A 23,210-nucleotide genomic window follows, 5' to 3' on the forward strand; every position below is an offset into this window, starting at 1 on the left:
TTTTATGATATACAATATACGTTTGTATTGTTCTTAGTTAATTTGGTGCTTTTTACATTGTATGATTATAAGTCAACTAGAAGATTTAATGGTGTTTATTTTGTATTTCTAACCATATTAATGATGGCAGAGGTGGGGTTCTTATACGATTATGAAAAGTATATAGTGCCTGTTACTTTTGCTTATTTGGGGAGTCAATTATGTTTCTTATGGCTTCTAAAGCCTATGTTGGGGATAAAAATTAAAAATTTTAGTACGCATAACTTACCAGAGCTCATTATTGGTTTTGTAGGAATTAGTTTTATAATAGTTTATGTGCTCTATTTAATCTTTCCTTTAATTCCTAGTGTAGCACTTTTTTTACCTTCTAGTATTGCCTTTATACTTATCGTATTATTAATTTTTGGAATTCCTTTTTTTAATAAACATCCTGACAATATTATGTTATGGGGAATAGGTGGAGGAATTATAGGTGAGATGCTTTTTGGGTTTGTATACCAATATATATCTGATGATAGATTATTTATAGTAATAGCTCATACTTTTGGCGTTTTTTTTAGAATCCTTTTTGCTACTTATTTAGTTCGTATGAAATCTATTAAAGAAACTGAAAATGAGTATAATCAAATATTATAAAACGTACTAGTGTGTTCATTCCCTTTAACAGGATCTAGATGAAAATCTACACGACCTACCTGAATACCACCCCATCCCACTTGATTTACGAGTACAATGTTGCCTTCTTTATTTTGAGTAATGGTTGGTTTGTCAAGAAAAGTGTGTGTGTGTCCGCCAATAATGAGATCTATATCTTTAGTACTAGCAGCTAGTTTAAGATCAGAGATACGATTCTTATTACTATAGTCATATCCAAGATGGGATAAGCATATAATAAGGTCACAAGCTTCTTCTTCTTTTAAGATTCGAGTCATATCATCTGTTAATTCTACAGGATCTAAATGTTTCGTTTCTTTAAATTGACGCTTGTTAACGAGTCCTTCTAGTTGAATACCAATCCCAAAAACACCTATGCGAATACCCTCTTTTACAAAAACACGATACGGTTTCGTAAGCCCTTCCATAATAGTATTTGTAAAATCATAATTGGCCGATAAGAGTTCAAATGAAGCATGAGGCATTTGTTTAGCAAGACCACCTACACCATTATCAAAATCATGATTTCCTATGGTTGCTGCATCATATCCTAACATAGACATGAGTTTAAATTCTAGTTCGCCTCCGTAAAAATTAAAATAGGGCGTTCCTTGAAAGATATCGCCAGCATCTAATAATAAGACATTAGGGTTTTCTTCTCGGATGCTATTAATAAGCGTGAGTCGTCTAGCAACACCTCCTTGATTTGCATATTTAGGGTCATTTGCTGCAAAGGGTTCTATATGGCTATGTACATCATTTGTATGCAAAATAGTGATCTGTTTTTTAGAAGGCGATGGTGTTGTACTCATTGCGATGCCTCCTAATCCAATAAGACTTCCTGCTGCGGCTGTTTGTTTTATAAAATGTCTACGTTTCATATGTTTATTCTTTTATAAACCTGTCATCTCTCACAGGAGCAATGGTATCGTATTTTTTAAAGTAATCTATAAGGACATTACGTATTTTATAATCTAGTGTAAGTAAACTTACGGGCTTACTTAAAAAGGTCATATTGTCTCCTCCTTTTTGAAGATAATCACTGGTGGCAACAAAATAGGTTTCATTATCAATAATTTCGTGACCTTGTATGGTTCCTTTTTTAAGACTTCCATCTTCATTAAGAATTACTTGTAGATTTGAAATAGGATGCGCTTTTCCTTTTGCTAAGTATTGAAATAATTCTTTCATCTGGAAACCACTAAGCTCTACTACTACCACTTCATTTTCAAAAGGCATCAATTCATATGCAGAACCCGTAGTGACATTCCCTTTGTTTAATGGAGCGCGGATACCGCCATGATTTAAAATAACAGCATTAAAAGGATAACCTGCCCTTGCTTTAAACACAGGATTTGCCATTTCAAAAACAGCATCTGCCATCATATTGCCTAAAGCTGTATTGTATCTAGTATCATTTTTAGATATGGATGTAGGAGCATATGCAAGAACACTGTCCATTTCTTTATCTACCGAAGCTTTGTATGGAGCAATAAAAGCCGTGATAGAAGAATCTTCTTTAATAGACCTGTCTATAGGAACAAGTTCGGCATCTACTCTCGAAGTATTGTAAGTATCTTCTTTACAGCTTGTGAAAAGTGTGAAAATACAAACAAAAAAGAGGGAATATGTTATTTTTTTTAGTACCATTCTTAAGTCAAATTTAGTCTGTTTTTAGCTACATTTGCGTAAAAGCTAAGATAGATGTTTTTGAACGGATTAAAGGCAAAATCCATTTTAAGAAAACTTAAAAAAGAAACAGAAAGTAGATCGTATACTCCTTCGGGTAGACAAATACGTCGTATAGGAATCCTACAAGAAAATGCTAAGCCCTTTGATATAAAAAGAATAGAACAACTTGCCCATGTTTTGGGAATTAAACCTAAAGACGTTGAGGTGTTATCATATGTGCCAAAACTTCCTAAAGATCAAAAAAATGATCCAGGGGTGTATTCTGAAAAAGGAATCGGGTGGAATGCAACCTTAAAAACAATAATTCTAAAAGAATTTGTAGCAAAAGATTTTGATATTCTTTTAAGTTATTATGCAGAAGATCGACTACCACTCCAAGTAGTGTCAGGACTTTCTAAAGCCACATTTAAAGTAGGTCTTATTAAAGATGAACAAAGTTTTCAGGATTTAGTTATTACTACAGCTATAGGTGAAGAGACATTATTTATCAATGAATTAGAAAAATATTTACAAATACTTAAAATTAGTTAACATGCAATCCTTCCGAGGTACAGGAGTAGCCCTAATTACTCCTTTTAATGAAGACCTATCTATAGATTTTGATGGGTTAACCAGACTTATAGAACATAATATTGCTCAAGGGACTGATTATTTAGTTGCTTTAGGAACTACCGCAGAGAGCGCTACACTTTCACTTGAAGAGAAAAAACAGGTCAAACAGCATGTGGTGTCTGTAAATAATGGACGCTTGCCTCTTGTGTTAGGATTAGGGGGAAATAATACAGCTGCTATTATTACTGAACTTAAAACAGAAGGAATTCTTGAGGGTTTTGATGCCATATTATCGGTTTCTCCATATTATAATAGACCTACGCAAGAAGGGATATATGCACATTACAAAGCAATTTCTGAAGCTTCACCACTTCCAATTATTATGTATAATGTTCCTTCTCGTACAGGAAGTAATATGGAAGCCAGTACAACTTTACGTTTAGCAAAAGATTTTGAAAATATTATTGCTATCAAAGAAGCTGCGGGAGATATGACACAAGCATTACGTTTGTTAAAAGATAGACCAGAAGGCTTTTTAGTGATTTCTGGAGATGATATGCTAGCATTACCAATGGTTTCGGCTGGTGGTGATGGGGTAATTTCTGTGATAGGCCAGGGGTTGGTAACCTCTTTTTCTTCTATGATCAGGAATGGTTTAGAGGGCGCTTTCGCGAAAGCGTATCAAGCACATTATCAAATCATGCCAAGTATAGATCTTATTTTTGAGGAAGGAAATCCGGCAGGAATAAAATCATTATTAACACAGATAAATATCTGTCAAGATCACGTAAGATTACCCCTTGTAAAGGCGAGTGAAGATTTAAAACAAAGAATTGGGGTATATCTTAAAACTTTATAAAAAGCGTTAATCTTATGCTAATCCTGTGATACGGACCATAAATCCGTTTATTTTTGGATCATCATATAAGTTTTAATATGTGATAGTTTTTGTGTAATTTTGCCTGCTGTTTTAGTCTTATGAAGAATATTCTTGTCCTTTTAGTTTTTGCAATCGTATTTTGTTCTTGTTCAACATACCAAGATGCATTGAAGTCTGATGATATCAAACTCAAGTATACGCTTGCAGATTCTCTGTATCAAAATGGAAGTTATAAAAAAGCGTTAAAGCTTTATGAACAAATCGTTCCTTTATATAGAGGGCGTCCACAAGCTGAGCGTGTGATGTATGCCTATTCAGATATCTATTACCAATTAGGAGATTACTATTTGGCAGGATACCAGTTTGATCGTTTTGTAAAATCGTATCCTCAGAGTTCTAAAAATGAAGAAGCAGCTTTTAAGAGCGCAGAAAGCTATTATCAACTCTCACCTAGTTATTATCTTGATCAAGAAGATACCAACAAGGCAATGGAGAAATTGCAAGAGTATATCAATAAGTATCCTGAATCAGAACGACAGGATAAAGCTAATGCTATGGTGAAAGAGCTTCAAACCAAGCTAGAAAAGAAAGAATTTGAAATTGCAAAGGGATATAATACGATAGGCGCAAGCCGTAACACATTTCCTAATGCAATGAAATCATTTGACAATTTTATATCTGCTTATCCAGGATCTGCATACAGAGAAGATGCCATGTTCTGGAAATTTGATTCTGCTTATCAATATGCTTTAGGAAGTCGACAAGACCTTATGGCAGAACGATTAGCAAAAGCAAAAGAAGCATATGAAGTTTTAGAAAAATATTATCCTTCTGGGAAATATGCTAAGGAAGTCACAAAAATGATAGAAGATATTAATGTAAGACTTCAAACTGAAGAGACCATAAATTAAACATTTATACAATGAATATTAAGGAGACTGATGCACCGGTAAACACTACAACAATAGATAAAAATCTAGTAGATGCCCCTACAAATAATGTGTATGAAGCAATATCTATTATTGCAAAGCGTGCAACACAAATCAATACTGAAATTAAAAAGGAACTTTCTGATAAATTAGATGAGTTTGCTACATTTAATGATAGTCTTGAAGAAATATTTGAAAACAAAGAACAAATAGAAGTATCTAAGTTTTATGAGCGTCTTCCTAAGTCACATGCACTTGCTGTTCAAGAATGGTTAGAAGACCGTATTTATTACAGAGATACAAGTGTTTCTGAAGACGAAACAAACGCTTAATCACATATATGTCAATATTACGCGGTAAAAAAGTACTTTTAGGTGTTACCGCTGGCATAGCCGCATACAAAAGCGCCACTTTAGTAAGAGCATTTATTAAAGCTGGCGCTTCTGTGCAAGTAGTTATGACAGAAAAAGCAAAGGATTTTGTAACACCCCTCACACTATCTACACTTTCAAAAAACCCTGTTCATAGTTCTTTTACAAAAGAAGAAGATGATAATGCCGTTTGGACAAATCATGTAGAATTAGGATTATGGGCTGACCTTATGGTGATTGCACCAGCCACAGCAAATACACTTTCTAAAATGTCTAATGGTACTTGCGATAATCTATTATTAGCTACGTACCTAAGTGCAAAATGTCCTGTATACTTTGCACCAGCTATGGATCTTGATATGTATATCCATCCTTCCTCTAAAGAAAGTTTTGAAAAGCTTACTTCATACGGAAATATTATGATAGAAGCTACAAGCGGAGAATTAGCGAGTGGCTTAGTAGGTCAAGGAAGAATGGCAGAACCAGAAGATATTGTACGATTTATAGAGACTCAAATGCAAGAAAAACTCCCCTTACGAGGTAAACGTGTAGTCATTACTGCAGGACCTACCTATGAAGCTATAGACCCTGTACGTTTTATAGGAAATCATAGTAGTGGAACTATGGGAGCTGAGCTCGCATACAGAGCTGCCGAATTAGGAGCTTCTGTAGATTTAATTTTGGGACCTAGCGCCTTAAAAGTCGAACATGATCTTATCACTGTTCATTCTGTGGTTTCTGGAGATGATATGTATGAAGCTGTACATCAAGTGTATGAGCAATGTGATATTGCCATCGCTTCTGCTGCTGTAGCCGATTATAAACCATCACACGTAGCTGACGAGAAAATAAAAAAGAATGATGATACGTTTACCATCCATCTGGTAAAAACAAAAGATATTCTTGCTTCTATGGGTGAAAAAAAACAAGGACAATTCCTTGTGGGGTTTGCCTTAGAGACTCAAAATGAGCAAGAAAATGCGCTAAAAAAATTAAAAAAGAAGAATTTAGATGCAATTGTTTTAAATTCGCTTAGAGATAAAGGTGCTGGCTTTAAGACCAAAACCAATAAAATTACGTTTATAGACAAAGATGGCTCACCTACTTCTTATGATTTAAAATCAAAAAAAGAAGTTGCTGTAGATATTTTTGACCAGATACTTATAAAAACGACATGAGAACACTTATCGCAATCTTTGTAATTTTATGTTCGCTATCCGTACAAGCACAAGAGCTTAATGCGGTAGTGATTATTAATGCAGAACAAACTGGAAAAGCAGAACTTCAAGTTTTTAGAACGTTAGAAAGATCGCTTACTGAGTTTATCAATAACACAAAGTGGACCGATAGAAGATATAAACAACAAGAGCGTATTGATTGCTCGTTTAATATTATTGTTCAAGAAGTAAACTCTGATGCTTTTAAAGCAAGTATTCAGGTACAATCATCTCGTCCAGTATTTAATTCAAATTACGATAGTCCTGTTTTTAACTTTAATGACAGAGATTTTGATTTTGAATATGTAGAATTCCAACCGCTTATTTTTAATCCTAATAACTTTGATTCTAACTTAGTTTCTGTGATTTCTTATTATGTCTATACTATATTGGGATATGATAGTAATACGTTTCAGCTTAATGAAGGCGATAAGTATTTTCAAATTGCAAAGCAAATAGTAACCACAGCACAAGGAAGCAACAATAGAGGTTGGAGACCACAAGACGGACCACAATCACGTTACAGATTAAATGAGGATTTATTATCTCCTAATTTTAGAGATTTTAGTAGTGTACTATATGATTACCACCGCGAAGGAATGGATATTATGGCAGACGATGCTAAAAAAGGAAAAAAAGCTGTAATGGATGCTATTGGTAAGATGAAGGTCATGTATAATAAGCGTCCTAATAACTTTTTAAACCGTGTGTTTTTTGATTCAAAAGCAGAAGAAATAGCGTCTATGTTTTCTGGAGGGCCACAACTTCCTATTACAGACTTATTAACGACACTTAATCGTATCGCACCTACAAAGTCTACATTCTGGAGGCAGATTTCTTTTTAAGAAAAACTTACTTATTTATATTTAGAAAATAATTTTTAAAGATTATTACTTAACCATTTAATTCTTTCAATTTATGAAAATCAAATACTTTCTTTTAATTGCTATTAGTATGATTACTTTAAATTCTGTCAACGCACAGAAGGTTAAGTTTAAAGGAGAAAAAGTACTTCTAGATGGTGAAGAAGTGTTTAAGTTTGATAGAAAAGGTTTGGGAACCGAAATATCTATATTCTCTCTAGAAAATAACGATGAGATCATTTATATGTCATCAAATGAAAATGGTACAAGAGGGTATTATGATGATGATTATGTAGTGTTAAATTTTTTTGAACAAAGAGTGAAATTCGAATCTGATAGGTTAAGATCTAATTGGAAAAAACTATTGACTATATTATTTAAAGAACAAGTAATAAATGAAAATGGAATAATAAACGTAGATAAATTAAATAAATTTGCTTCTAAATATTCCAGATACTAAGAAGTTATGATTTCAATCTAAACTCGCTAGTTTATCAACACTCCAAGCTTCAGGTTTATCTGAAAACATGGGTTTTGTTTTTGCCCAAACCCCTTTAAATAATGTTGAGTGACGATAGTCGTTTAAGGCATCGGCAGTATCCCAATAACTATAGGTGAAGAAAATGCAAGGATCATTTTGATCTCTATACAATTCTAAAAATTGACAACCAGGAAAAGCTCTTATCTGCTCTTTTACCTGTTCAAAATTCGTTAAAAATGTAGGTATTTCGCTTTCGCGAAAGCGCATTTTGACAATTCGTACTAGCATTAATCTTCAAAGTTTATCGTAATAGCATCGCGATAGTCTAATCCAAAAAGACTAGCGGCACTTCCTACTGTAGTTGGATTGCTCTTATAAATAGCAAGTTCTATATAATCACCCGAATTAAAAATGGCAAGCTTCTTACCTTCCTCTTCGCGTTTATGTTTTTCTAATGAAAAATTAATAGCTTCGCTATAAGACTTATGTATTTTTGAAATCTGAGTACGTCTTGCTTCTATCTTAAATGGACGCCCTTTTCCGATATCTTCAAATAATTTACGTGTAATATTACTCACAACATTGCCATAATTATCTACATAAATTACATTTCCTATAATCTGTTTTTGAGACTTATTAACAACCGGCTGAATGCCTGTAAGCGGTTTTATCTCAGAAATAGGCTTTCCGATCACGCCTAAGGTACCACCTCGAGCAATATGACAAGCCGTTTGTACAAATACATCCAGCACTGTGAAATTTGTGATAATTCTGTTGTGAATATTAATCTCTACCATCTCCTGAGGAACAATATCTCTAGTGATTAAAGAAATGATACCATTATTAGCACATATGAAGTAGTGATTCTCTAGTTTTACAGCAATATGGTTTGTTTCAGGTGTGAGCTCGCTATCTACCCCTATAATGTGAATACTCCCTTCCGGAAAGTTTTTATAGGCATTCTGTATAATATATGCAGCCTCTGTAATATGAAAAGGCGCTATAGAATGTGTAATATCTACAATACGTATATCACTAAGTTCACTATAAATAGCACCTTTTACAGCACCTGCAAAGTGATCTTTTTCCCCAAAATCTGTGGTTAATGTGATAATTGCCATACGTATATATAAAGGAATAGTACGCTTTCGCGAAAGCAAAAACAACAACCTTCCCCAAATTGTTTATTATTTTTAATAATACGATAACTCATGAGTAGGTATAGAAGCTCAAAAATTTCGTACTTTGCTTTAACAAATCTAAAATAATTTACTGAGGAATCTCATAAAAACTGCTTGCCATTTGAACGAATTAATAATTGAACTTTCAGAAATCAACCCGCGTGAGTTTTTTGGACAACAAAATGCCAATATAGAATTACTTAAACGCTACTTTCCAAAATTGAAAATTGTTGCTAGAGGAAATAAGATAAAAGCCTATGGTGACGAAGACTTATTAGAAGAATTTGATAGGCGATTTTCTATGCTTACAGAGCATTTTGGAAAGTATAACAAGCTGGACGAAAATGTCATTGAGCGTGTACTTACTAGTCAAAGTAAAGCCGATTATGAAACGTCTAAAGAGAGTGGAGAAACCATTGTACATGGTGTAAGTGGTAAATTGATTAAACCACAAACAGCAAATCAGCGTAAGCTGGTAGAGCTTTCTAAAAAGAATGATCTAGTATTTGCTATAGGTCCTGCAGGAACAGGAAAAACCTATGTAGGAGTGGCACTTGCTGTAAAAGCACTTAAAGAAAAATCTGTAAAACGTATTATTCTAACACGTCCAGCGGTAGAAGCAGGAGAGAACTTAGGATTTCTACCTGGTGATATGAAGGAAAAGCTTGATCCGTATATGCAACCGCTATATGATGCCTTACGTGATATGATCCCGCATGAAAAGTTAGAAAGCTTTATAGAAAAAGGAGTGATTCAAATTGCTCCGATGGCGTTTATGAGAGGACGTACCTTAGATAATGCATTTGTGATTCTAGATGAGGCCCAAAATACAACGCATGCGCAAATGAAAATGTTTTTAACGCGTATGGGGCGTAGTGCTAAGTTTATGATTACAGGCGATCCTGGACAGATAGATTTACCAAGACGTGTTACCAGTGGTCTTAAAGAAGCATTACTTATTCTTAAAAATGTAAAAGGGGTCGGGATGCTTTACCTAGACGATAAAGATGTTGTACGTCACCCATTGGTTAAAAAAGTAATTTCTGCCTATAAGGATATTGAGAATAGGAATTAATTACACATTCTATTCTTGCATTTTAAAATAAAACATACAACTAGATTTATCTACATACAATCATGAATACCATTATAGATACTAATTTTAACTTCCCAGGACAAAAGGATTTATATAAAGGAAAAGTACGAGAAGTATATACTCTTGATAATGACTTATTGCTAATGGTAGCAACAGATAGATTAAGTGCTTTTGATGTGGTGATGCCTAAAGGAATCCCATATAAAGGGCAAATCTTAAATCAGATAGCGACCAAGATGATGAAGGATACAGAAGATCTAGTACCTAACTGGCTCGTGGCTACACCAGATCCTAATGTGGCTATAGGAAAGCGTTGTGAGCCTTTTAAAGTAGAGATGGTGATACGTGGTTATATGTCTGGGCATGCTGCTCGAGAGTACAAAGCTGGAAAAAGAATGTTGTGTGGTGTCCCAATGCCAGAGGGAATGAAAGAAAATGATGCATTTCCAACACCTATCATTACACCTGCAACTAAAGCTGAGATGGGTGATCATGATGAAGATATCTCTCGTGAAGATATCTTAAAGAAAGGAATTGTTAGTGAAGCAGATTATGTTGTATTAGAAGATTATACACGTAAGTTATTTCAAAGAGGTTCTGAGATTGCTGCTAGTCGTGGTCTTATACTAGTAGATACTAAGTATGAGTTCGGAAAAACAGCCGATGGAGAGATTGTACTCATTGATGAGATTCATACGCCAGATTCTTCTCGTTATTTCTATGCAGAAGGTTATGAAGAACGTCAGGCGAGGGGAGAAGCCCAAAAACAATTATCTAAAGAGTTTGTAAGACAATGGCTCATAAGCAATAATTTCCAAGGTTTGGAAGGACAAACCGTGCCAGAAATGTCTGATGAATACATAGCTACCGTGTCTGATCGATATATCGAATTATATGAGAATATTACTGGGGAAGCTTTCGCGAAAGCGGATGTATCTAATATAGAAGTCAGAATAGAACAAAATGTATTAAACTATCTTGAGTAGGAGCTTTTGTGCATATAAAAAATACCTGTTAGCACTGTGTGTTTCAGTTACTTTTTGTTATGTTTCCTGCAATGAAAAAAAAGAAAGTACAACTCAAAAACAGTTAGATACCTCCATACTTAAAGAATATGATGTTGAGTTTCTAAATTCAACAGTTTGGTTACCTCCTAATTATGAGAAGCTAACGTACGAAGCGATTTTTGAACTAGCAAAAGTTAGTGATGATCGTTTTGTGAATACGTTACTACAATCCTCAAAAGAGTATAGGGATAAAGAAGAGAAACCTGTGTTCTTTAGGGATGAACTGATGCCTAGTAATTTTATAGCAATTTATCCTAGACCTTATTTAGCATTAACCAAAGAGGCAGCATCCTATTATATAAGCGATTTTGCTGCTACGATGAAAAGGGAAGACCAACAGTATGGTCGAACTTCTGAAATTATAGAAAAACGTATTAAGAATTTTAGAGGGCATAAAATGGTAAAACTAAAAGTAAAACAAGAGTTTGCTTTTAAAAATAATCATCATTTTATGCAGTATTTTATAAGTAGTGATATCCGATCATTTATGATCATCCATATTGATGTTCTTAATAATGACTATGAATTAAACTTTAAAGAACTTTCTTTAAAAAGTAATTAATCCATTTTATTTTGTGTCGATAAAACGAGTATTAGAAATATCTTTTTCTGAGTATAACTTGGTAAGTGCATCAAATAGGCGTTGCATTTCAATAGGTTTCCATAAGAAACCATCAAATAGATCTGCAAACTCGTCTTTATTTGCAGAAGTAACATCGGCTGTTAATGCAAAAATGGGTGTATGTTGATTTAAATTTTCTGTAGATCTGATGATACGTGTAGCATCAAAACCATTCATTTCAGGCATATGAATATCCATTAGAATAAAATCTACTTTAAACTCATGTGCTTGAACAATAGCTTGTTTTCCGTTTTTTACACGTTTTATAGAAATACCCCACTTGTTGAGTAGTTGTCGCATCACCAGTGCATTAATCTCATTGTCTTCGGCTAGGATAGCTGTTTTATTTTGTAACGACTTAAACATCTCCTTGTCCATATGAACAGGTGCTTCAGATTTTTTAAATTCAAGTTCAAATTTAAATACAGATCCTTCGCCTTCTACACTATCTATAGATATGGTGCTTCCGTGTAGCTCTATTAATTTTTTTACAATAGAAAGACCTAATCCAGTGCCTCCATCATTTCGAGTCATAATAGATTTAGGCATATAAAAACTCTCAAAAAGCTTTTCCTTTTCTGCTGCAGGAATACCAATCCCGGTATCTTTTACTTTAAATAATAGACGGTCATTTTCTTTTCCTATAGTAGTTGTGTCTACACTAATTTCTACAGCGCCTTTTTCAGTAAATTTGATAGCGTTACTTACTAAATTTCCTATAATTTGGAATAATTTAGTTTCATCTATTTCATAGCTATTGGCTACAGTATCTGCTATATTTAAATCTAAAGTAATGCCTTTGTCTTCAGCAAGACTTACATAGGTTTGCTGTATATTACACAATACCTCCTTGAATTTTACAGGATGTTTTTCTAAATCCATTTTATTGGATTCTAACTTTGAAAAATCAAGAATATCATTGATAATATGCATAAGATGATTTGCAGAAAACCGTAGTGATGTAAGTAATTTTTTTTCTTCCTCATCAGATCGTTCTCTTAGTAAAGAGATAATACTGGTTACTGCATTTAAAGGAGTTCTAATCTCATGACTCATCGCCGATAGGAAATTTTGCTTCATTGAAGCTTCTTGTTCTGCACGTTCTTGTTTTGCAGCAATTTCGGCTTTTTGTCTTTCTAATTTTGCTTCGTTTTCTTTAGACTGTATTTTAGAAATACGTTCATAATTCTCAATTACTTTGAGTGTTTGAGAATTTAAAGCGGCATCTTTTTCTTGGATATAATTTTCTAAGTATTGTAATGAAATCGCTGCATTTCCTTCTTCTTTATAAATGGTATACATAAAGTGATAACATTTATATTTCATGATAGAGAGATTATTTTTGGTGCTTATATCAATAGCAGCGAGTAGGCACTCTTTTGCCATTTCTCTCTTTCCAATTTTTATAAAGAGCTTTGCCATTTTATTATGGCACATAGCAATAGCAAATTGATCTCCTACTTCTTCATGAATAGCTAAAGCTTCTTCGAAGTCTTTTAGTGCTTCGTCATATCGTTCTAGATATGTTAATACTTTAGCACGGCCATAAATGGCAAAAGCATATCCGCGTCTATCTTTAGTTTCTATTTTTATAGCAACAGATAACTCTATGATTTCTAATGCTTCTTTTATTTCTCCTCTTTTAAGTAAGATTCCTGAAAGGGGATTATAGGCATTAGACTCTAGGTTTTTGTCACTAACATCTTTAGCACAGGTAATCGCATTTTTATATGCCAGAATAGCACTTTCTTGATCTCCTAAAACTTCATATATGGTTCCGAGTGTTTTATGAGTTCTAGATTCATTATGCTTATCGTCGTGTTTACGGAATATGGTAAGACAATCAATAAGATGAAACATCCCTAAATGGTAATTATTCGTCTTATAGTAAACGCCTGCGATGTTATATTTGGCTTTAGCGATGCCTAACTCATCATTGTCTTTTTTAAAATGAGTGATGGCTTCTTCAGACATTTCAATGGCTTTTTGATTGTCTGCACTAACCATATGAAATAAAGCAAGCTTGCTTAAGCTACTCCCTATGAGAGAAGAATCATTAAGGATTCTACTTTTTTTGAGTGCTTCTTGGGCAAGTTCTATACTGTGGTGCATATTTTCACCACGTAATGCATAAGCCTTATCGAGAAGCTCAATGACCTCTTTGGTTGATTGTGTATCTTTATTCATTGGTTAAGTAGCAATAAAGCGCTAGTACATAAATACTATCAATACATGGAGGGTACTATATTGATAACCAAGACAAATATACTTTTTTTAATTCTTTAAAAACTTTATTTGTAGGTATTTTCTTATTTTTTATTGCTGTTTAACAGTAGCAATATATGTTGGTGTTCGTTTTAAAAATAATCATATATAAAAAGAGGTTATCAATTAGATAACCTCTTTAAAATATAATTTAAATCGATAGATTTAAATTAATTGTCGGGGCGTTATTTGTTAACTTCTTTCAAATACAACTACGTCTATTCCTCCATTTCCTCCACTTATATCTCTAAGTTCTATACGATTTTCTGTAATAGATATGATATCCCAATCATCATTTAAATCTTCAAAATCATTTGATTGAGAAACAGGGAAGGAAATATTAAAATCGATGTCATCATCATCAGAACTATCATCATCACTACTACTATTACTGTCATCAGTGATAGACCAAGTACCTGTTAGCGTATTTGTACCATTGGTAGCTGTTAATACACCTTCGCTTCCAAAGTCAAACGTATAGCCATTAAAATCTGATGTTTCATCCTGTCCAGAATCATTAAAGTTGGTAATGATCCAAGTTCCTGTGTTTGCAATACTTTGTGCTTCCATGATTTGAGCATCCGTGTTATTACTGCTATTGCTATTATCATCGGTAGTACAACTTTGTAAAGCTATCATACCTATAAGGAAGAAAGTACCAATAAATAATTTATTCAGTGTTTTCATAATTTATAATCTTGTTAATATCAACGTATCAGTTCCTCCATTACCGCCACTCACATCTTGAAGCTCTACTTGGGTTTCAGTCACAGAAATGATATCCCAATCGTCTTCTAATTCATCTAATGGTGAGGAGGTTCCAAAATTTAGTAGTAATTCTGTCTCATTGTTTATATGTGCCCATGTTCCGTTAGTAATAGTACCACTGTTGTTAGCTGTCGCAGTCCCATCTATATTGAATTCAAATTCAAACCCATTAAAGATAGCGGTTTCATCATTGTTATCTTCTGTGTAGCTACTTACAAACCATACACTATTTTCTGCGGTAAGAACACCTTCTAAAAATGTGACGTCATCTTCTTCTTCACACTCACAATTTTCATTTATAATACCATTGTTTCCATTTTGGCTTTCACAAGCATCACCAATATTAGCTTCTAAATCGGGGCAATCAAAATCATCATTACCATCATCTTCATCATCACATTCAAAGACAATATAATCGTTACCATTTGTGATAGTAATTTCAACTTCTTCATCTTCATTCTCTATTTCTATAACCTCCCACACATCATTAAAATCATCTAATCCAGGTATAGAAATTTCAATAGTACTATCATTTCCTTCGCCGTCAAAAGACCAAGTACCTTCAAATACTTCTCCATTAGTTTCTACAATGACAACTCCATTTGGATTAAATTCAAAAACATAATCTTCATACTGCTCTGTATTATCAATGTCACCAATGATAAACTCATCTACAACAAATCCATTGTCGCATGATTCAAGCGCATCTACTAAAGTATCATTAGTACAGTCTTCACAATCATCGTCATCTATATCATTATCATCATCTTCATCACAATCATCTATGGCATCTTCAATGACTTCTTCTAAGTCTAAAATATTGGTGACTGTTACCGTATTTCCATCTGACAGGATTAAAGTAAGAGGGAAATTAATTGTGATAATATCAGTATCATCTAGATTCTCTATAAATTCATAATGTTCTTGGTCATTAGAAATCGTAACGGTTTCTATAAGTTCATTGTTTTGATCAAAAATAGAATAGGTGATAGGGTATTGAAAGTCAATACACTCAATATCTTCATCCACCTCATTCTCTCCAGAACATTCTTCCACAAGCGCTATTAACTCTTCTTCATTTGCAATAGTTACCTCTGTAAAATCGCTAAGAATAATTGTGATTGGAAATACAAAATCTAATTCATCTATATCATTTATAAATTCATCAAAAATATCTTCAATCGTATCAAAATCTTCTTCAGAATTAACGATGATTTCTAAGTCGTCAATAATAACAGTAACGGGTAATTGTATATTTATACAGTTAGCATTATCTAAAATATTATCATTAGATCCATCATTCGTACTTACTCTGGTAATTAAATTTGCAGCATTTGAATTTGCTTCAAGAGATTGTTGTTCTGGTGGGGTAATAATTTCTTCGTCTTCTGTTCTACAAGCACTAAAAAGTAAAAAAGTCGCAAGTAGAAAATATGGAGCATTTTTTAAGAATTTCATAAATATTCGTTTTTGTTATGATTAGCAAAAATTATTTTAAGAATGCATTTTGTTAACGATCGTTCAAACATAGAACAACTAGCTTTTAAAAACTCCTGAAAAAAAAATTAAAAAGTTTCTGTTAGCTTTGTAGCAAACCTAAAGCACCCTTTTGAAGAAGCCATTACATAGTTCTGTTTGTGAAGATCACATCTTTTCAAAATTATATGACACCTATGCGCAACCGCTAGCAAATCACTTGTATTATAAATACGGGGAGGTTCTTAATCCTAAAGATACCGCGCAAGAAGCTTTTATAAAATTATGGGAGAATTGTAAAAAGGTTGCATTGGATAAAGCCAAGTCCTATCTCTATACGATTGCAAATAATATGATGCTTAATCATGTAAAGCATCATAAAGTAGTATTGAATTACAGAAAAATTCAACCTAAAGACTATACTAATGAGTCTCCAGAGTTTTTACTTCAAAAGGATGAGTTTCTAAAAAATTATCAAGAAGTCTTAGGAAGATTGTCTGAAGAACAACGGGTCGCTTTTTTACTTAATAAAGCAGAAGGGAAGAAGCATCAAGAAATTGCAGATGAGTTGGGGATCACCAAAAAAGTAGTAGAATACAGAATTTATAGTGCTTTCAAAAAAATAAAAGAAGAGCTTGAAGGATTTAATATAAAATAGTTTCAGGATATTTTATACTAAAGTTGTTTTAATAGTAGACAGTGTATTATGGAAAAAGAACACTTACTTAAAAAATGGTTGAATGATGAGTTAAACTCAGAAGAGCTCGAAGCATTTCATAAACTAGAAGATGCTTCTCTCTACCAAGAAATCATTCAAGAATCTAAGCGATTTAAAGCTTCAGATCAATACACTGTAGATGATTTTGAAAAATTTAAATCACAAAAAGAAAATCATACAAAAACACCTTCATCGGTAATACCATTGCATTGGACAAAAATGGTTAGTAGTATTGCGGCAGTAATGCTTATTGCTTTAGGTATATACTATGTTTTTACAAGTAATGCCGCAACTACTATTACTACAGAATTTGCACAGAAAGAACTTTTAGATTTGCCAGACCAATCACAGGTAGTACTTAACGCCAAATCATCTATTCGATATAAAGAAAAAACTTGGGAAGAAAAAAGAGAAGTATCTCTAGATGGAGAGGCATTTTTTAATGTTGCCAAAGGATCAAAATTTGATGTCCTTACAGACGATGGAATTGTATCTGTATTAGGCACTTCTTTTAATGTAAAACAACGAGATCAATTTTTTGAAGTCACTTGTTATGAAGGGTTAGTGAGTGTAACATATCAAGCAAAAACCATTCAGCTTCCAGCAGGAACAAGCTTTCGATTAGATCACAATAAAGAGTCACATAGTAAGATTACTATAGATGCACCACAATGGATTGCAAATAGAAGCGTTTTCTCTAAAGTAACCGTATTAGAAGTTTTTAAAGAATTAGAAAGACAATTTGACGTATCGATAGATAGTGATCAAATAGATAACACCATACTGTTTTCTGGAGGATTTGAACATACAGATCTTACAGATGCATTGACACAGATTACAGCCCCTCTTCGTTTAGAATTTAAGATAGAAAACAATAAGAAGGTTGTTATATATGACGCAACACATTAAGAGATATCTCTCTATACTTATCTTTTTCTTACCCATCTATGAGGGCATTACTCAAGAAGATGCACAACCCATTGCTGTCATTCAAATGCTTGCTGAGTTAGAGCATTCTTACGATATTCAGTTTAATTATGCCGTACAAGACTTAGAGGGAATCTCCCTTTTACCGCTTTCGCGAAAGCGTACCCTTGAAGAAACCCTTCGTTACATACAAGATCAAACAGGATTAATAGCCACTAAAGTAGGATCTCGCATTTATTACATAACCAAAAAGAAAGAAGAAACCCGTATTTGTGGATATTTACGAGATGTCGAATCACAAGTCCCTATAGAAGGAGCCTTATTAAAAACAACAGAAAATACCCTTATCACAGACAGTGAGGGGTATTTTGAGTTTATAGCAACCACCCCAAATACCTTAGTAGAAATAAGACATTTAGGCTATAAAACAATAACAAGAAGTACAGCGTTCTTTACTAAAAATAAATGCGCCATTATATATGTATACCCAGAAGAAACGCTACTTTCAAAAGTGATTTTAACAAGCTATGTGGTTAAAGGAATTACTAAGAATAGTAGCGGAAGCACACAAATAGATTTTTCAAGATTTAGCATTCTGCCTGGACTAATAGAAACCGATGTATTACAATCTGTACAAGCATTGCCAGGTATCATAAGTTTAGATGAAACTATTTCAAATATTAATATAAGAGGTGGAAGTAATGATCAAAACCTATTGCTTTGGGATGATGTGAAGATGTATCAATCTGGTCATTTTTTTGGATTGATTTCGGGCTTTAACCCTCAAATCACAAACACCGTATCTATTCAAAAAAATGGCACAAATGCGGCCTATACAGACGGAGTCTCTGGAACGATTAACATGCATACAGATACAGAAATAGCCGATCGTTTTGAAGCTTCTGTTGGGATTAATCTTTTAAGCGCAGATGCTTTTGTAGATATTCCTTTTTCAGAAAAATCATCAGTACAAATAGGGGTTCGTAAATCCCTCAGTGATTTTGTAACCACACCTACTTATGTATCTTTTTTTGATAGAATTACGCAGGATACAGAAGTACAAGATAATGACATTGCCATTTTGAATACTAATCAGAATTTTGATTTTTATGATACGTCAGTACGATGGTTATATAAAATTTCAGATAAAGATAGACTTCGACTTAATTTTATAAATATTCAAAATGAGTTGAGTTTTAATGAGACTGCAAATGTAGATACTGTATTAGAAACAAGAGAAAGTAGTCTTACTCAGAATAGCATTGCAGGAGGTATTTTTTATGAGCGTATTTGGAATGATACGTTTAGAACGAGTCTTCAAGTATATGAAACAGATTATACCTTAAGAGGGTTTAATGCAAATCTTTTTGCATCACAGCGGTTTTTACAAGAAAATGTAGTTTCAGAAACCGGGATAAGGCTACAAGCCATGTATGCATGGTCACCTACATTTAGTATCCAGAGTGGATATCATGTAGTAGAAACAGAGATTACAAACCTTAACGATATTGATGAGCCTTTATTTAGAGAATTACGCTCTGATGTAGTACGTACTCATGGCGTTTTTTCACAACTAGGATATACCGCAAAAGATGGAAATACGCAGGCACATCTTGGAGGTCGTTTTAATTATATTGATAAGTTTAAAAAGGTATTGATAGAACCACGTCTTAGTGTAAATCATCAATTTGGCTCTTATTTTTCTGCAGAGTTACTAGGAGAATTCAAACATCAAAACGCGTCTCAATTTATTAATTTTCAAAATGATTTTCTAGGCATAGAACGTAGAAGATGGCAACTCGCAAATGATGAAGATATTCCTGTTATAGAAAGCAAACAAGCCTCTTTAGGAATCTCTTATAATCGTTCTGGGTTATTAATAGATATTGATACCTATTATAAAAAAGTAGACGGTATTACCACGCAAAGTCAAGAATTTCAAACAAAGTATGAGTTTACACGTACTACTGGGAGTTATAATGCTATGGGAGTAGATGTATTATTAAGAAAGCGATATGGTAAATTCAACTCTTGGTTGAGTTATTCTTTTATAGATAATACGTATACTTTTAATGAATTGCCAGAGATACAGTTCCCAAGTAATTTTGATATTACCCATGCACTTACTTTTGGAACCTCGTATAATTATAAGAATCTAAAGGTAGCTTTAGGTCTGAATTGGCGTACTGGAAGACCTACTACATTACCTGTAGAAGGAATAGAAGTTGTCAATGATGCGGTAAATTATGAAGATGTAAATACAAGCAATCTGGATGATTATCTAAGAGCAGATTTCTCGGCAATGTATCAACTAAAAACGAATAAAAGGTGGCGTGCTGATATTGGGTTCTCTATTTGGAATTTGACTAATAATTCTAATACAATAGAACAGTTCTTTAGAGTAGATAATACAGCCACTATTCAAGAATTTAAAAATGATGCTTTAGAAACTACGTTTAATACCGTTTTTAGAGTGTATTATTAAAAGGTTCTTATGTAGCCTATCCCTAACTCTGTAAAATCAGCTTGTCCTAAATTTGCATTAATAAAAGCACCCGCATATAGGTTATGCTTTGGAGCCTTGTCAGTTCCTATCACATAATACTTTAATCCTGCACGTGTACTCACAGCATTTTTAGCTCTAAATTTAGAATCAAACTCTCCAAACACCCATCCACCTGGAATATCTCTAGGCGCAAGATCCCATCCTTCATTAATACGCCAATCAATTTTATAGGCAGGTTTATGAAAATTAACCCCTAATTGTAGCTCGACACCTACGTGATTAAAAAGGAGTTCTCCTTTTGCAAAAAGGCCATAATTAGATGCGTTATTCCAAGGATTGTCTCTGAAAGAAGCAAATTCCTCTCCGTCTCTTACTAAGAATTCATTCCCTCTTATATAATCATAATAATGTTCATATACTCTGTAAAAAGCACCTACTCCTAATTTTAAAGTCTTGTTATAGATTTTACCATATTCTGCAGAGATAGTATACACTTCTTTTTTATCGTTTAAAATAGAAACATCACTAAATACATTTTGTCCAATACCAGCGCGTATAGCAATATAGTTTTGAACGTTTCTTTCGGGTGCAGGCTGTTCTATGATATTTTCTTTGTAGTTCTTGAATTTAGGACTTTTTAATTCTGCAGAAAGGCTTAACAAGAAAGAATTAAATCCTTGATTGGGAAGTCTTGTATGACCATTAGAATGATGAAAAAGACCTGCGCCTATTCTATAATTTATAGATTCAGTTTGAAGAAAGTTATAATGCATAAAAGCTTTAAAAGACCATGTGAAGTCTGTACTTACTGCTCTATTAAAAAAATTGGTTTCAAAATCATATTCATTGGTAAAATAAGATACACCAATACCTATTTGAGTGGTAAGACGCTTTTTCTTAAACACATTAAACTCTACAAAAGGGACTAAACTATAGGCACTTCCAAGGCTTTCAGAATTTCCAAAATTGGTATACCCTACACTTATTCCTGTGCGCAACCTTTTAAGGCGTTGTGCCCATTCTTGTGCATTATTTTCATGATGCCAAAGGATATTAAAAACTGCTTGTATTTGAGGATTTCGTTCTGGAAATGTCTTATTAGATGCTACAGAAGTACCAAAAACAAGTTCAGGAACTATCGTGATATTAGACGCATCTTCTTGAGCGTTTAATATATGTAAATTACTGAATAATAGCAAGATTAGTAGTAGTGTGAGACTTCTTTTGAATCGTAAAACACAAGTAGGATTTTTCATGTAGTTTTTAAAATTTACAAAGTTGGAAGATAGTTTAATTAATTTATCTACCGAAAAAAGAGGTGTAATACCAATTAAAACATAAAATAAGATGAATAATTTGTTTCTATTGCATTCAAATTTCAATATAAAATAAAATCGTAACGAAGGCTATGATTTGATTTTCTATTTCATCTGAACATACCATAATTCAAATTCTTTAATCCAATTTTGCATTCTAAATGGTATAAGTTGTAGATTTAAGCAAATTATGGAGCATCATTTATGGAAAAACTAGACTCGATTATAGAAGCTTTTTCAGGAGCAGTATGGGGTATTCCTTTACTCGTTTTATTAATAGGCGGAGGTCTTTTTTTATTGTTTTATTCTCGCTTTTTACCTTTTCGTTATTTAGGACATGCAATTCAAGTATTACGTGGGAAGTATGACGATCCTGATGATCCTGGAGAGATTAGTCATTTTCAGGCATTGACCACTGCATTGTCTGCAACTGTGGGTATGGGAAATATTGCAGGAGTAGCTGTGGCTATTGCTATAGGAGGTCCTGGTGCTGTATTTTGGATGTGGATAAGTGCTGTTGTGGGGATGGCTACTAAGTTCTTTACAGGAACACTTGCGGTGATGTATCGCGGTACTGATAGTGATGGAGTTGCTCAAGGAGGGCCTATGTATTTTATCACAGAAGGCATGGGGAAAGTATGGAAACCACTGGCTATTTTCTTTAGTGTGGCGGCATTGATAGGAGCATTGCCCGTTTTTAATGTAAATCAACTCACGCAAGCGATTAATGATATCTTACTAAAACCTCAGGGAGTAGAAGTTGGGCTTAAAACAAACTTAGTTATCGGCGGGATATTAGTACTTATTACTGGTTTTGTTGTACTAGGCGGGTTGAATCGTATTAGTAAAACAGCCTCTCGATTGGTGCCTTCTATGGTAGTTCTTTATTTTATAGCAGTAATGTATATCCTTATTGTGAATATAGAGGTGGTGCCCGAATATTTCAAATTGATTCTTACCGATGCATTTTCGGCGAGTTTATATAAAGGAGAACCCTTATATGGAGGTATATTGGGAGCATTGATTGTACTTGGAATTAAACGTGGAGCCTTTTCTAATGAAGCAGGTATTGGTACAGCACCTATGGCACATGGTGCAGCAAAAACAGATCAACCAGTACGTGAAGGACTTGTTGCTATGTTAGGCCCTGCAATCGATACACTGATTGTCTGTACCCTTACGGCACTCGCTATTTTAGTCACAGGTGTTTGGGAAAATACAGGAGCAAGTGGGGTGAGCCTTACGGCAACCGCTTTCGCGAAAGCAATCCCAAGCGTAGGAAAATATATATTATTAATCTGTATCGCGGTGTTTAGTATCTCGTCATTATTCTCCTATTCCTATTACGGATCGAAGAGCTTGAGTTTTCTAGCAGGCGCAAAAAATAAGAAGTATTATAATATTTTTTATGTAGCGAGTATTATGCTTGGTGCGACCACCACCTTAGATATGATGATTAATCTGATAGATGGCGTTTTTGCATTAATGGCTATTCCTACGATGTTTGCAACCTTATATATGGCGCCTAGAGTAATGAGAGAAGCAAAAAAATACTTCAGTAGTTTCAAAAAATCTAAAGGCTAATACTTTACCCTTCATTAGGATATGTTATCTTTGCACCTCATTAAA

The 23,210-nt window shown here is 33.7% G+C and carries 23 protein-coding genes; 15 read left to right on the top strand and 8 right to left on the bottom strand.

Annotated features, from left to right (window positions below; all coding sequences use genetic code 11):
* The first annotated feature begins 27 nt into the window (after positions 1–27).
* Positions 28–636 carry a hypothetical protein gene (locus CHB80_RS11170; protein WP_143337110.1) on the top strand — a complete coding sequence of 203 codons (609 nt, stop codon included), beginning with the start codon at positions 28–30 and terminating at the stop codon, positions 634–636.
* On the opposite strand, the gene CHB80_RS11175 is transcribed toward CHB80_RS11170, so the two are convergent.
* Positions 624–1,535 carry a metallophosphatase gene (locus tag CHB80_RS11175; RefSeq protein WP_089371552.1) on the bottom strand — a complete coding sequence of 304 codons (912 nt, stop codon included), beginning with the start codon at positions 1,533–1,535 and terminating at the stop codon, positions 624–626. The genes CHB80_RS11170 and CHB80_RS11175 overlap by 13 nt on opposite strands.
* 4 nt (positions 1,536–1,539) lie before the next feature.
* Positions 1,540–2,304, bottom strand: a complete 765-nt coding sequence (locus CHB80_RS11180; protein WP_089371553.1) for a 5'-nucleotidase C-terminal domain-containing protein — start codon at positions 2,302–2,304, stop codon at positions 1,540–1,542.
* A 54-nt stretch (positions 2,305–2,358) separates the two neighbouring features.
* Here CHB80_RS11180 and CHB80_RS11185 point away from each other — a divergent pair, with 54 nt between their 5' ends.
* The 7 genes from CHB80_RS11185 to CHB80_RS11215 all read left to right on the top strand — a co-directional run bounded on the left by CHB80_RS11185 (position 2,359) and on the right by CHB80_RS11215 (position 7,618).
* Positions 2,359–2,877: a DUF6913 domain-containing protein gene (locus CHB80_RS11185; RefSeq protein WP_089371554.1), complete on the top strand. Its 519-nt coding sequence runs from the start codon at positions 2,359–2,361 to the stop codon at positions 2,875–2,877.
* A gap of 1 nt (position 2,878) precedes the next feature.
* Positions 2,879–3,757: a 4-hydroxy-tetrahydrodipicolinate synthase gene (gene dapA, locus CHB80_RS11190; protein WP_089371555.1), complete on the top strand. Its 879-nt coding sequence runs from the start codon at positions 2,879–2,881 to the stop codon at positions 3,755–3,757.
* Positions 3,758–3,876: 119 nt separating this feature from the next.
* Positions 3,877–4,689 carry an outer membrane protein assembly factor BamD gene (locus CHB80_RS11195; RefSeq protein ID WP_089371556.1) on the top strand — a complete coding sequence of 271 codons (813 nt, stop codon included), beginning with the start codon at positions 3,877–3,879 and terminating at the stop codon, positions 4,687–4,689.
* Between the two features lie 11 nt (positions 4,690–4,700).
* Positions 4,701–5,039, top strand: coding sequence for a DNA-directed RNA polymerase subunit omega (locus tag CHB80_RS11200; RefSeq protein WP_089371557.1), 339 nt, complete (start codon positions 4,701–4,703; stop codon positions 5,037–5,039).
* An 8-nt stretch (positions 5,040–5,047) separates the two neighbouring features.
* Positions 5,048–6,256, top strand: coding sequence for a bifunctional phosphopantothenoylcysteine decarboxylase/phosphopantothenate--cysteine ligase CoaBC (coaBC, locus tag CHB80_RS11205; RefSeq protein ID WP_089371558.1), 1,209 nt, complete (start codon positions 5,048–5,050; stop codon positions 6,254–6,256).
* Positions 6,253–7,140, top strand: a complete 888-nt coding sequence (gene porD / locus CHB80_RS11210) for a type IX secretion system protein PorD (protein WP_089371559.1) — start codon at positions 6,253–6,255, stop codon at positions 7,138–7,140. The genes coaBC and porD overlap by 4 nt, the downstream gene beginning before the upstream one ends.
* Before the next feature lie 73 nt (positions 7,141–7,213).
* Positions 7,214–7,618 carry a hypothetical protein gene (locus CHB80_RS11215; protein WP_089371560.1) on the top strand — a complete coding sequence of 135 codons (405 nt, stop codon included), beginning with the start codon at positions 7,214–7,216 and terminating at the stop codon, positions 7,616–7,618.
* Positions 7,619–7,630: 12 nt separating this feature from the next.
* Here CHB80_RS11215 and CHB80_RS11220 read toward each other — a convergent pair whose 3' ends face one another.
* Both CHB80_RS11220 and CHB80_RS11225 read right to left on the bottom strand, forming a co-directional pair.
* Positions 7,631–7,927, bottom strand: a complete 297-nt coding sequence (locus CHB80_RS11220; RefSeq protein WP_089371561.1) for a putative quinol monooxygenase — start codon at positions 7,925–7,927, stop codon at positions 7,631–7,633.
* A complete protein-coding gene (locus CHB80_RS11225) occupies positions 7,927–8,760 on the bottom strand; it encodes an SAM hydrolase/SAM-dependent halogenase family protein (protein WP_089371562.1) in 834 nt (277 codons plus the stop codon). The genes CHB80_RS11220 and CHB80_RS11225 overlap by 1 nt, the downstream gene beginning before the upstream one ends.
* A 181-nt stretch (positions 8,761–8,941) precedes the next feature.
* On the opposite strand from CHB80_RS11225, the gene CHB80_RS11230 reads away from it, so the two are divergent.
* The 3 genes from CHB80_RS11230 to CHB80_RS11240 all read left to right on the top strand — a co-directional run bounded on the left by CHB80_RS11230 (position 8,942) and on the right by CHB80_RS11240 (position 11,545).
* Positions 8,942–9,895 (top strand): PhoH family protein, encoded by a 954-nt coding sequence (locus CHB80_RS11230; RefSeq protein WP_089371563.1) that lies wholly within the window; start codon positions 8,942–8,944, stop codon positions 9,893–9,895.
* Between the two features lie 62 nt (positions 9,896–9,957).
* Positions 9,958–10,902, top strand: coding sequence for a phosphoribosylaminoimidazolesuccinocarboxamide synthase (locus CHB80_RS11235; protein ID WP_089371564.1), 945 nt, complete (start codon positions 9,958–9,960; stop codon positions 10,900–10,902).
* Positions 10,895–11,545, top strand: coding sequence for a hypothetical protein (locus CHB80_RS11240; RefSeq protein WP_089371565.1), 651 nt, complete (start codon positions 10,895–10,897; stop codon positions 11,543–11,545). Before CHB80_RS11235 ends, CHB80_RS11240 begins: the two co-directional genes overlap by 8 nt.
* 6 nt (positions 11,546–11,551) lie before the next feature.
* Here CHB80_RS11240 and CHB80_RS11245 read toward each other — a convergent pair whose 3' ends face one another.
* The 3 genes from CHB80_RS11245 to CHB80_RS11255 all read right to left on the bottom strand — a co-directional run bounded on the left by CHB80_RS11245 (position 11,552) and on the right by CHB80_RS11255 (position 16,096).
* Positions 11,552–13,792, bottom strand: coding sequence for an ATP-binding protein (locus tag CHB80_RS11245; protein WP_089371566.1), 2,241 nt, complete (start codon positions 13,790–13,792; stop codon positions 11,552–11,554).
* Between the two features lie 270 nt (positions 13,793–14,062).
* Positions 14,063–14,557, bottom strand: a complete 495-nt coding sequence (locus CHB80_RS11250) for a hypothetical protein (protein ID WP_229746839.1) — start codon at positions 14,555–14,557, stop codon at positions 14,063–14,065.
* 3 nt (positions 14,558–14,560) lie between these two features.
* On the bottom strand, positions 14,561–16,096 hold the full coding sequence (locus CHB80_RS11255) for a hypothetical protein (RefSeq protein WP_089371567.1): 1,536 nt from the start codon (positions 16,094–16,096) through the stop codon (positions 14,561–14,563).
* A 151-nt stretch (positions 16,097–16,247) separates the two neighbouring features.
* Between CHB80_RS11255 and CHB80_RS11260 the strand changes: the two genes are divergently transcribed.
* Genes CHB80_RS11260 through CHB80_RS11270 form a run of 3 tightly spaced genes read left to right on the top strand, consistent with a single transcriptional unit; the run spans position 16,248 to position 20,244 of the window.
* Positions 16,248–16,772 carry an RNA polymerase sigma factor gene (locus CHB80_RS11260; RefSeq protein WP_089371568.1) on the top strand — a complete coding sequence of 175 codons (525 nt, stop codon included), beginning with the start codon at positions 16,248–16,250 and terminating at the stop codon, positions 16,770–16,772.
* Positions 16,773–16,820: 48 nt separating this feature from the next.
* Entirely contained in the window at positions 16,821–17,741 is a 921-nt protein-coding gene (locus CHB80_RS11265) for a FecR family protein (RefSeq protein ID WP_089371569.1), read from the top strand.
* Complete coding sequence (locus CHB80_RS11270; protein ID WP_089371570.1) at positions 17,725–20,244, top strand: TonB-dependent receptor; 2,520 nt, start codon at positions 17,725–17,727, stop codon at positions 20,242–20,244. Before CHB80_RS11265 ends, CHB80_RS11270 begins: the two co-directional genes overlap by 17 nt.
* On the opposite strand, the gene CHB80_RS11275 is transcribed toward CHB80_RS11270, so the two are convergent.
* Positions 20,241–21,521 (bottom strand): acyloxyacyl hydrolase, encoded by a 1,281-nt coding sequence (locus CHB80_RS11275; RefSeq protein WP_089371571.1) that lies wholly within the window; start codon positions 21,519–21,521, stop codon positions 20,241–20,243. The two genes, CHB80_RS11270 and CHB80_RS11275, sit on opposite strands and share 4 nt — an antisense overlap.
* Positions 21,522–21,785: 264 nt before the next feature.
* Between CHB80_RS11275 and CHB80_RS11280 the strand changes: the two genes are divergently transcribed.
* Positions 21,786–23,165: an alanine/glycine:cation symporter family protein gene (locus CHB80_RS11280; RefSeq protein WP_089371572.1), complete on the top strand. Its 1,380-nt coding sequence runs from the start codon at positions 21,786–21,788 to the stop codon at positions 23,163–23,165.
* The last annotated feature ends 45 nt before the right edge of the window (positions 23,166–23,210 follow it).

This window comes from Dokdonia pacifica (assembly GCF_900188275.1).
Taxonomy (GTDB): domain Bacteria; phylum Bacteroidota; class Bacteroidia; order Flavobacteriales; family Flavobacteriaceae; genus Dokdonia; species Dokdonia pacifica.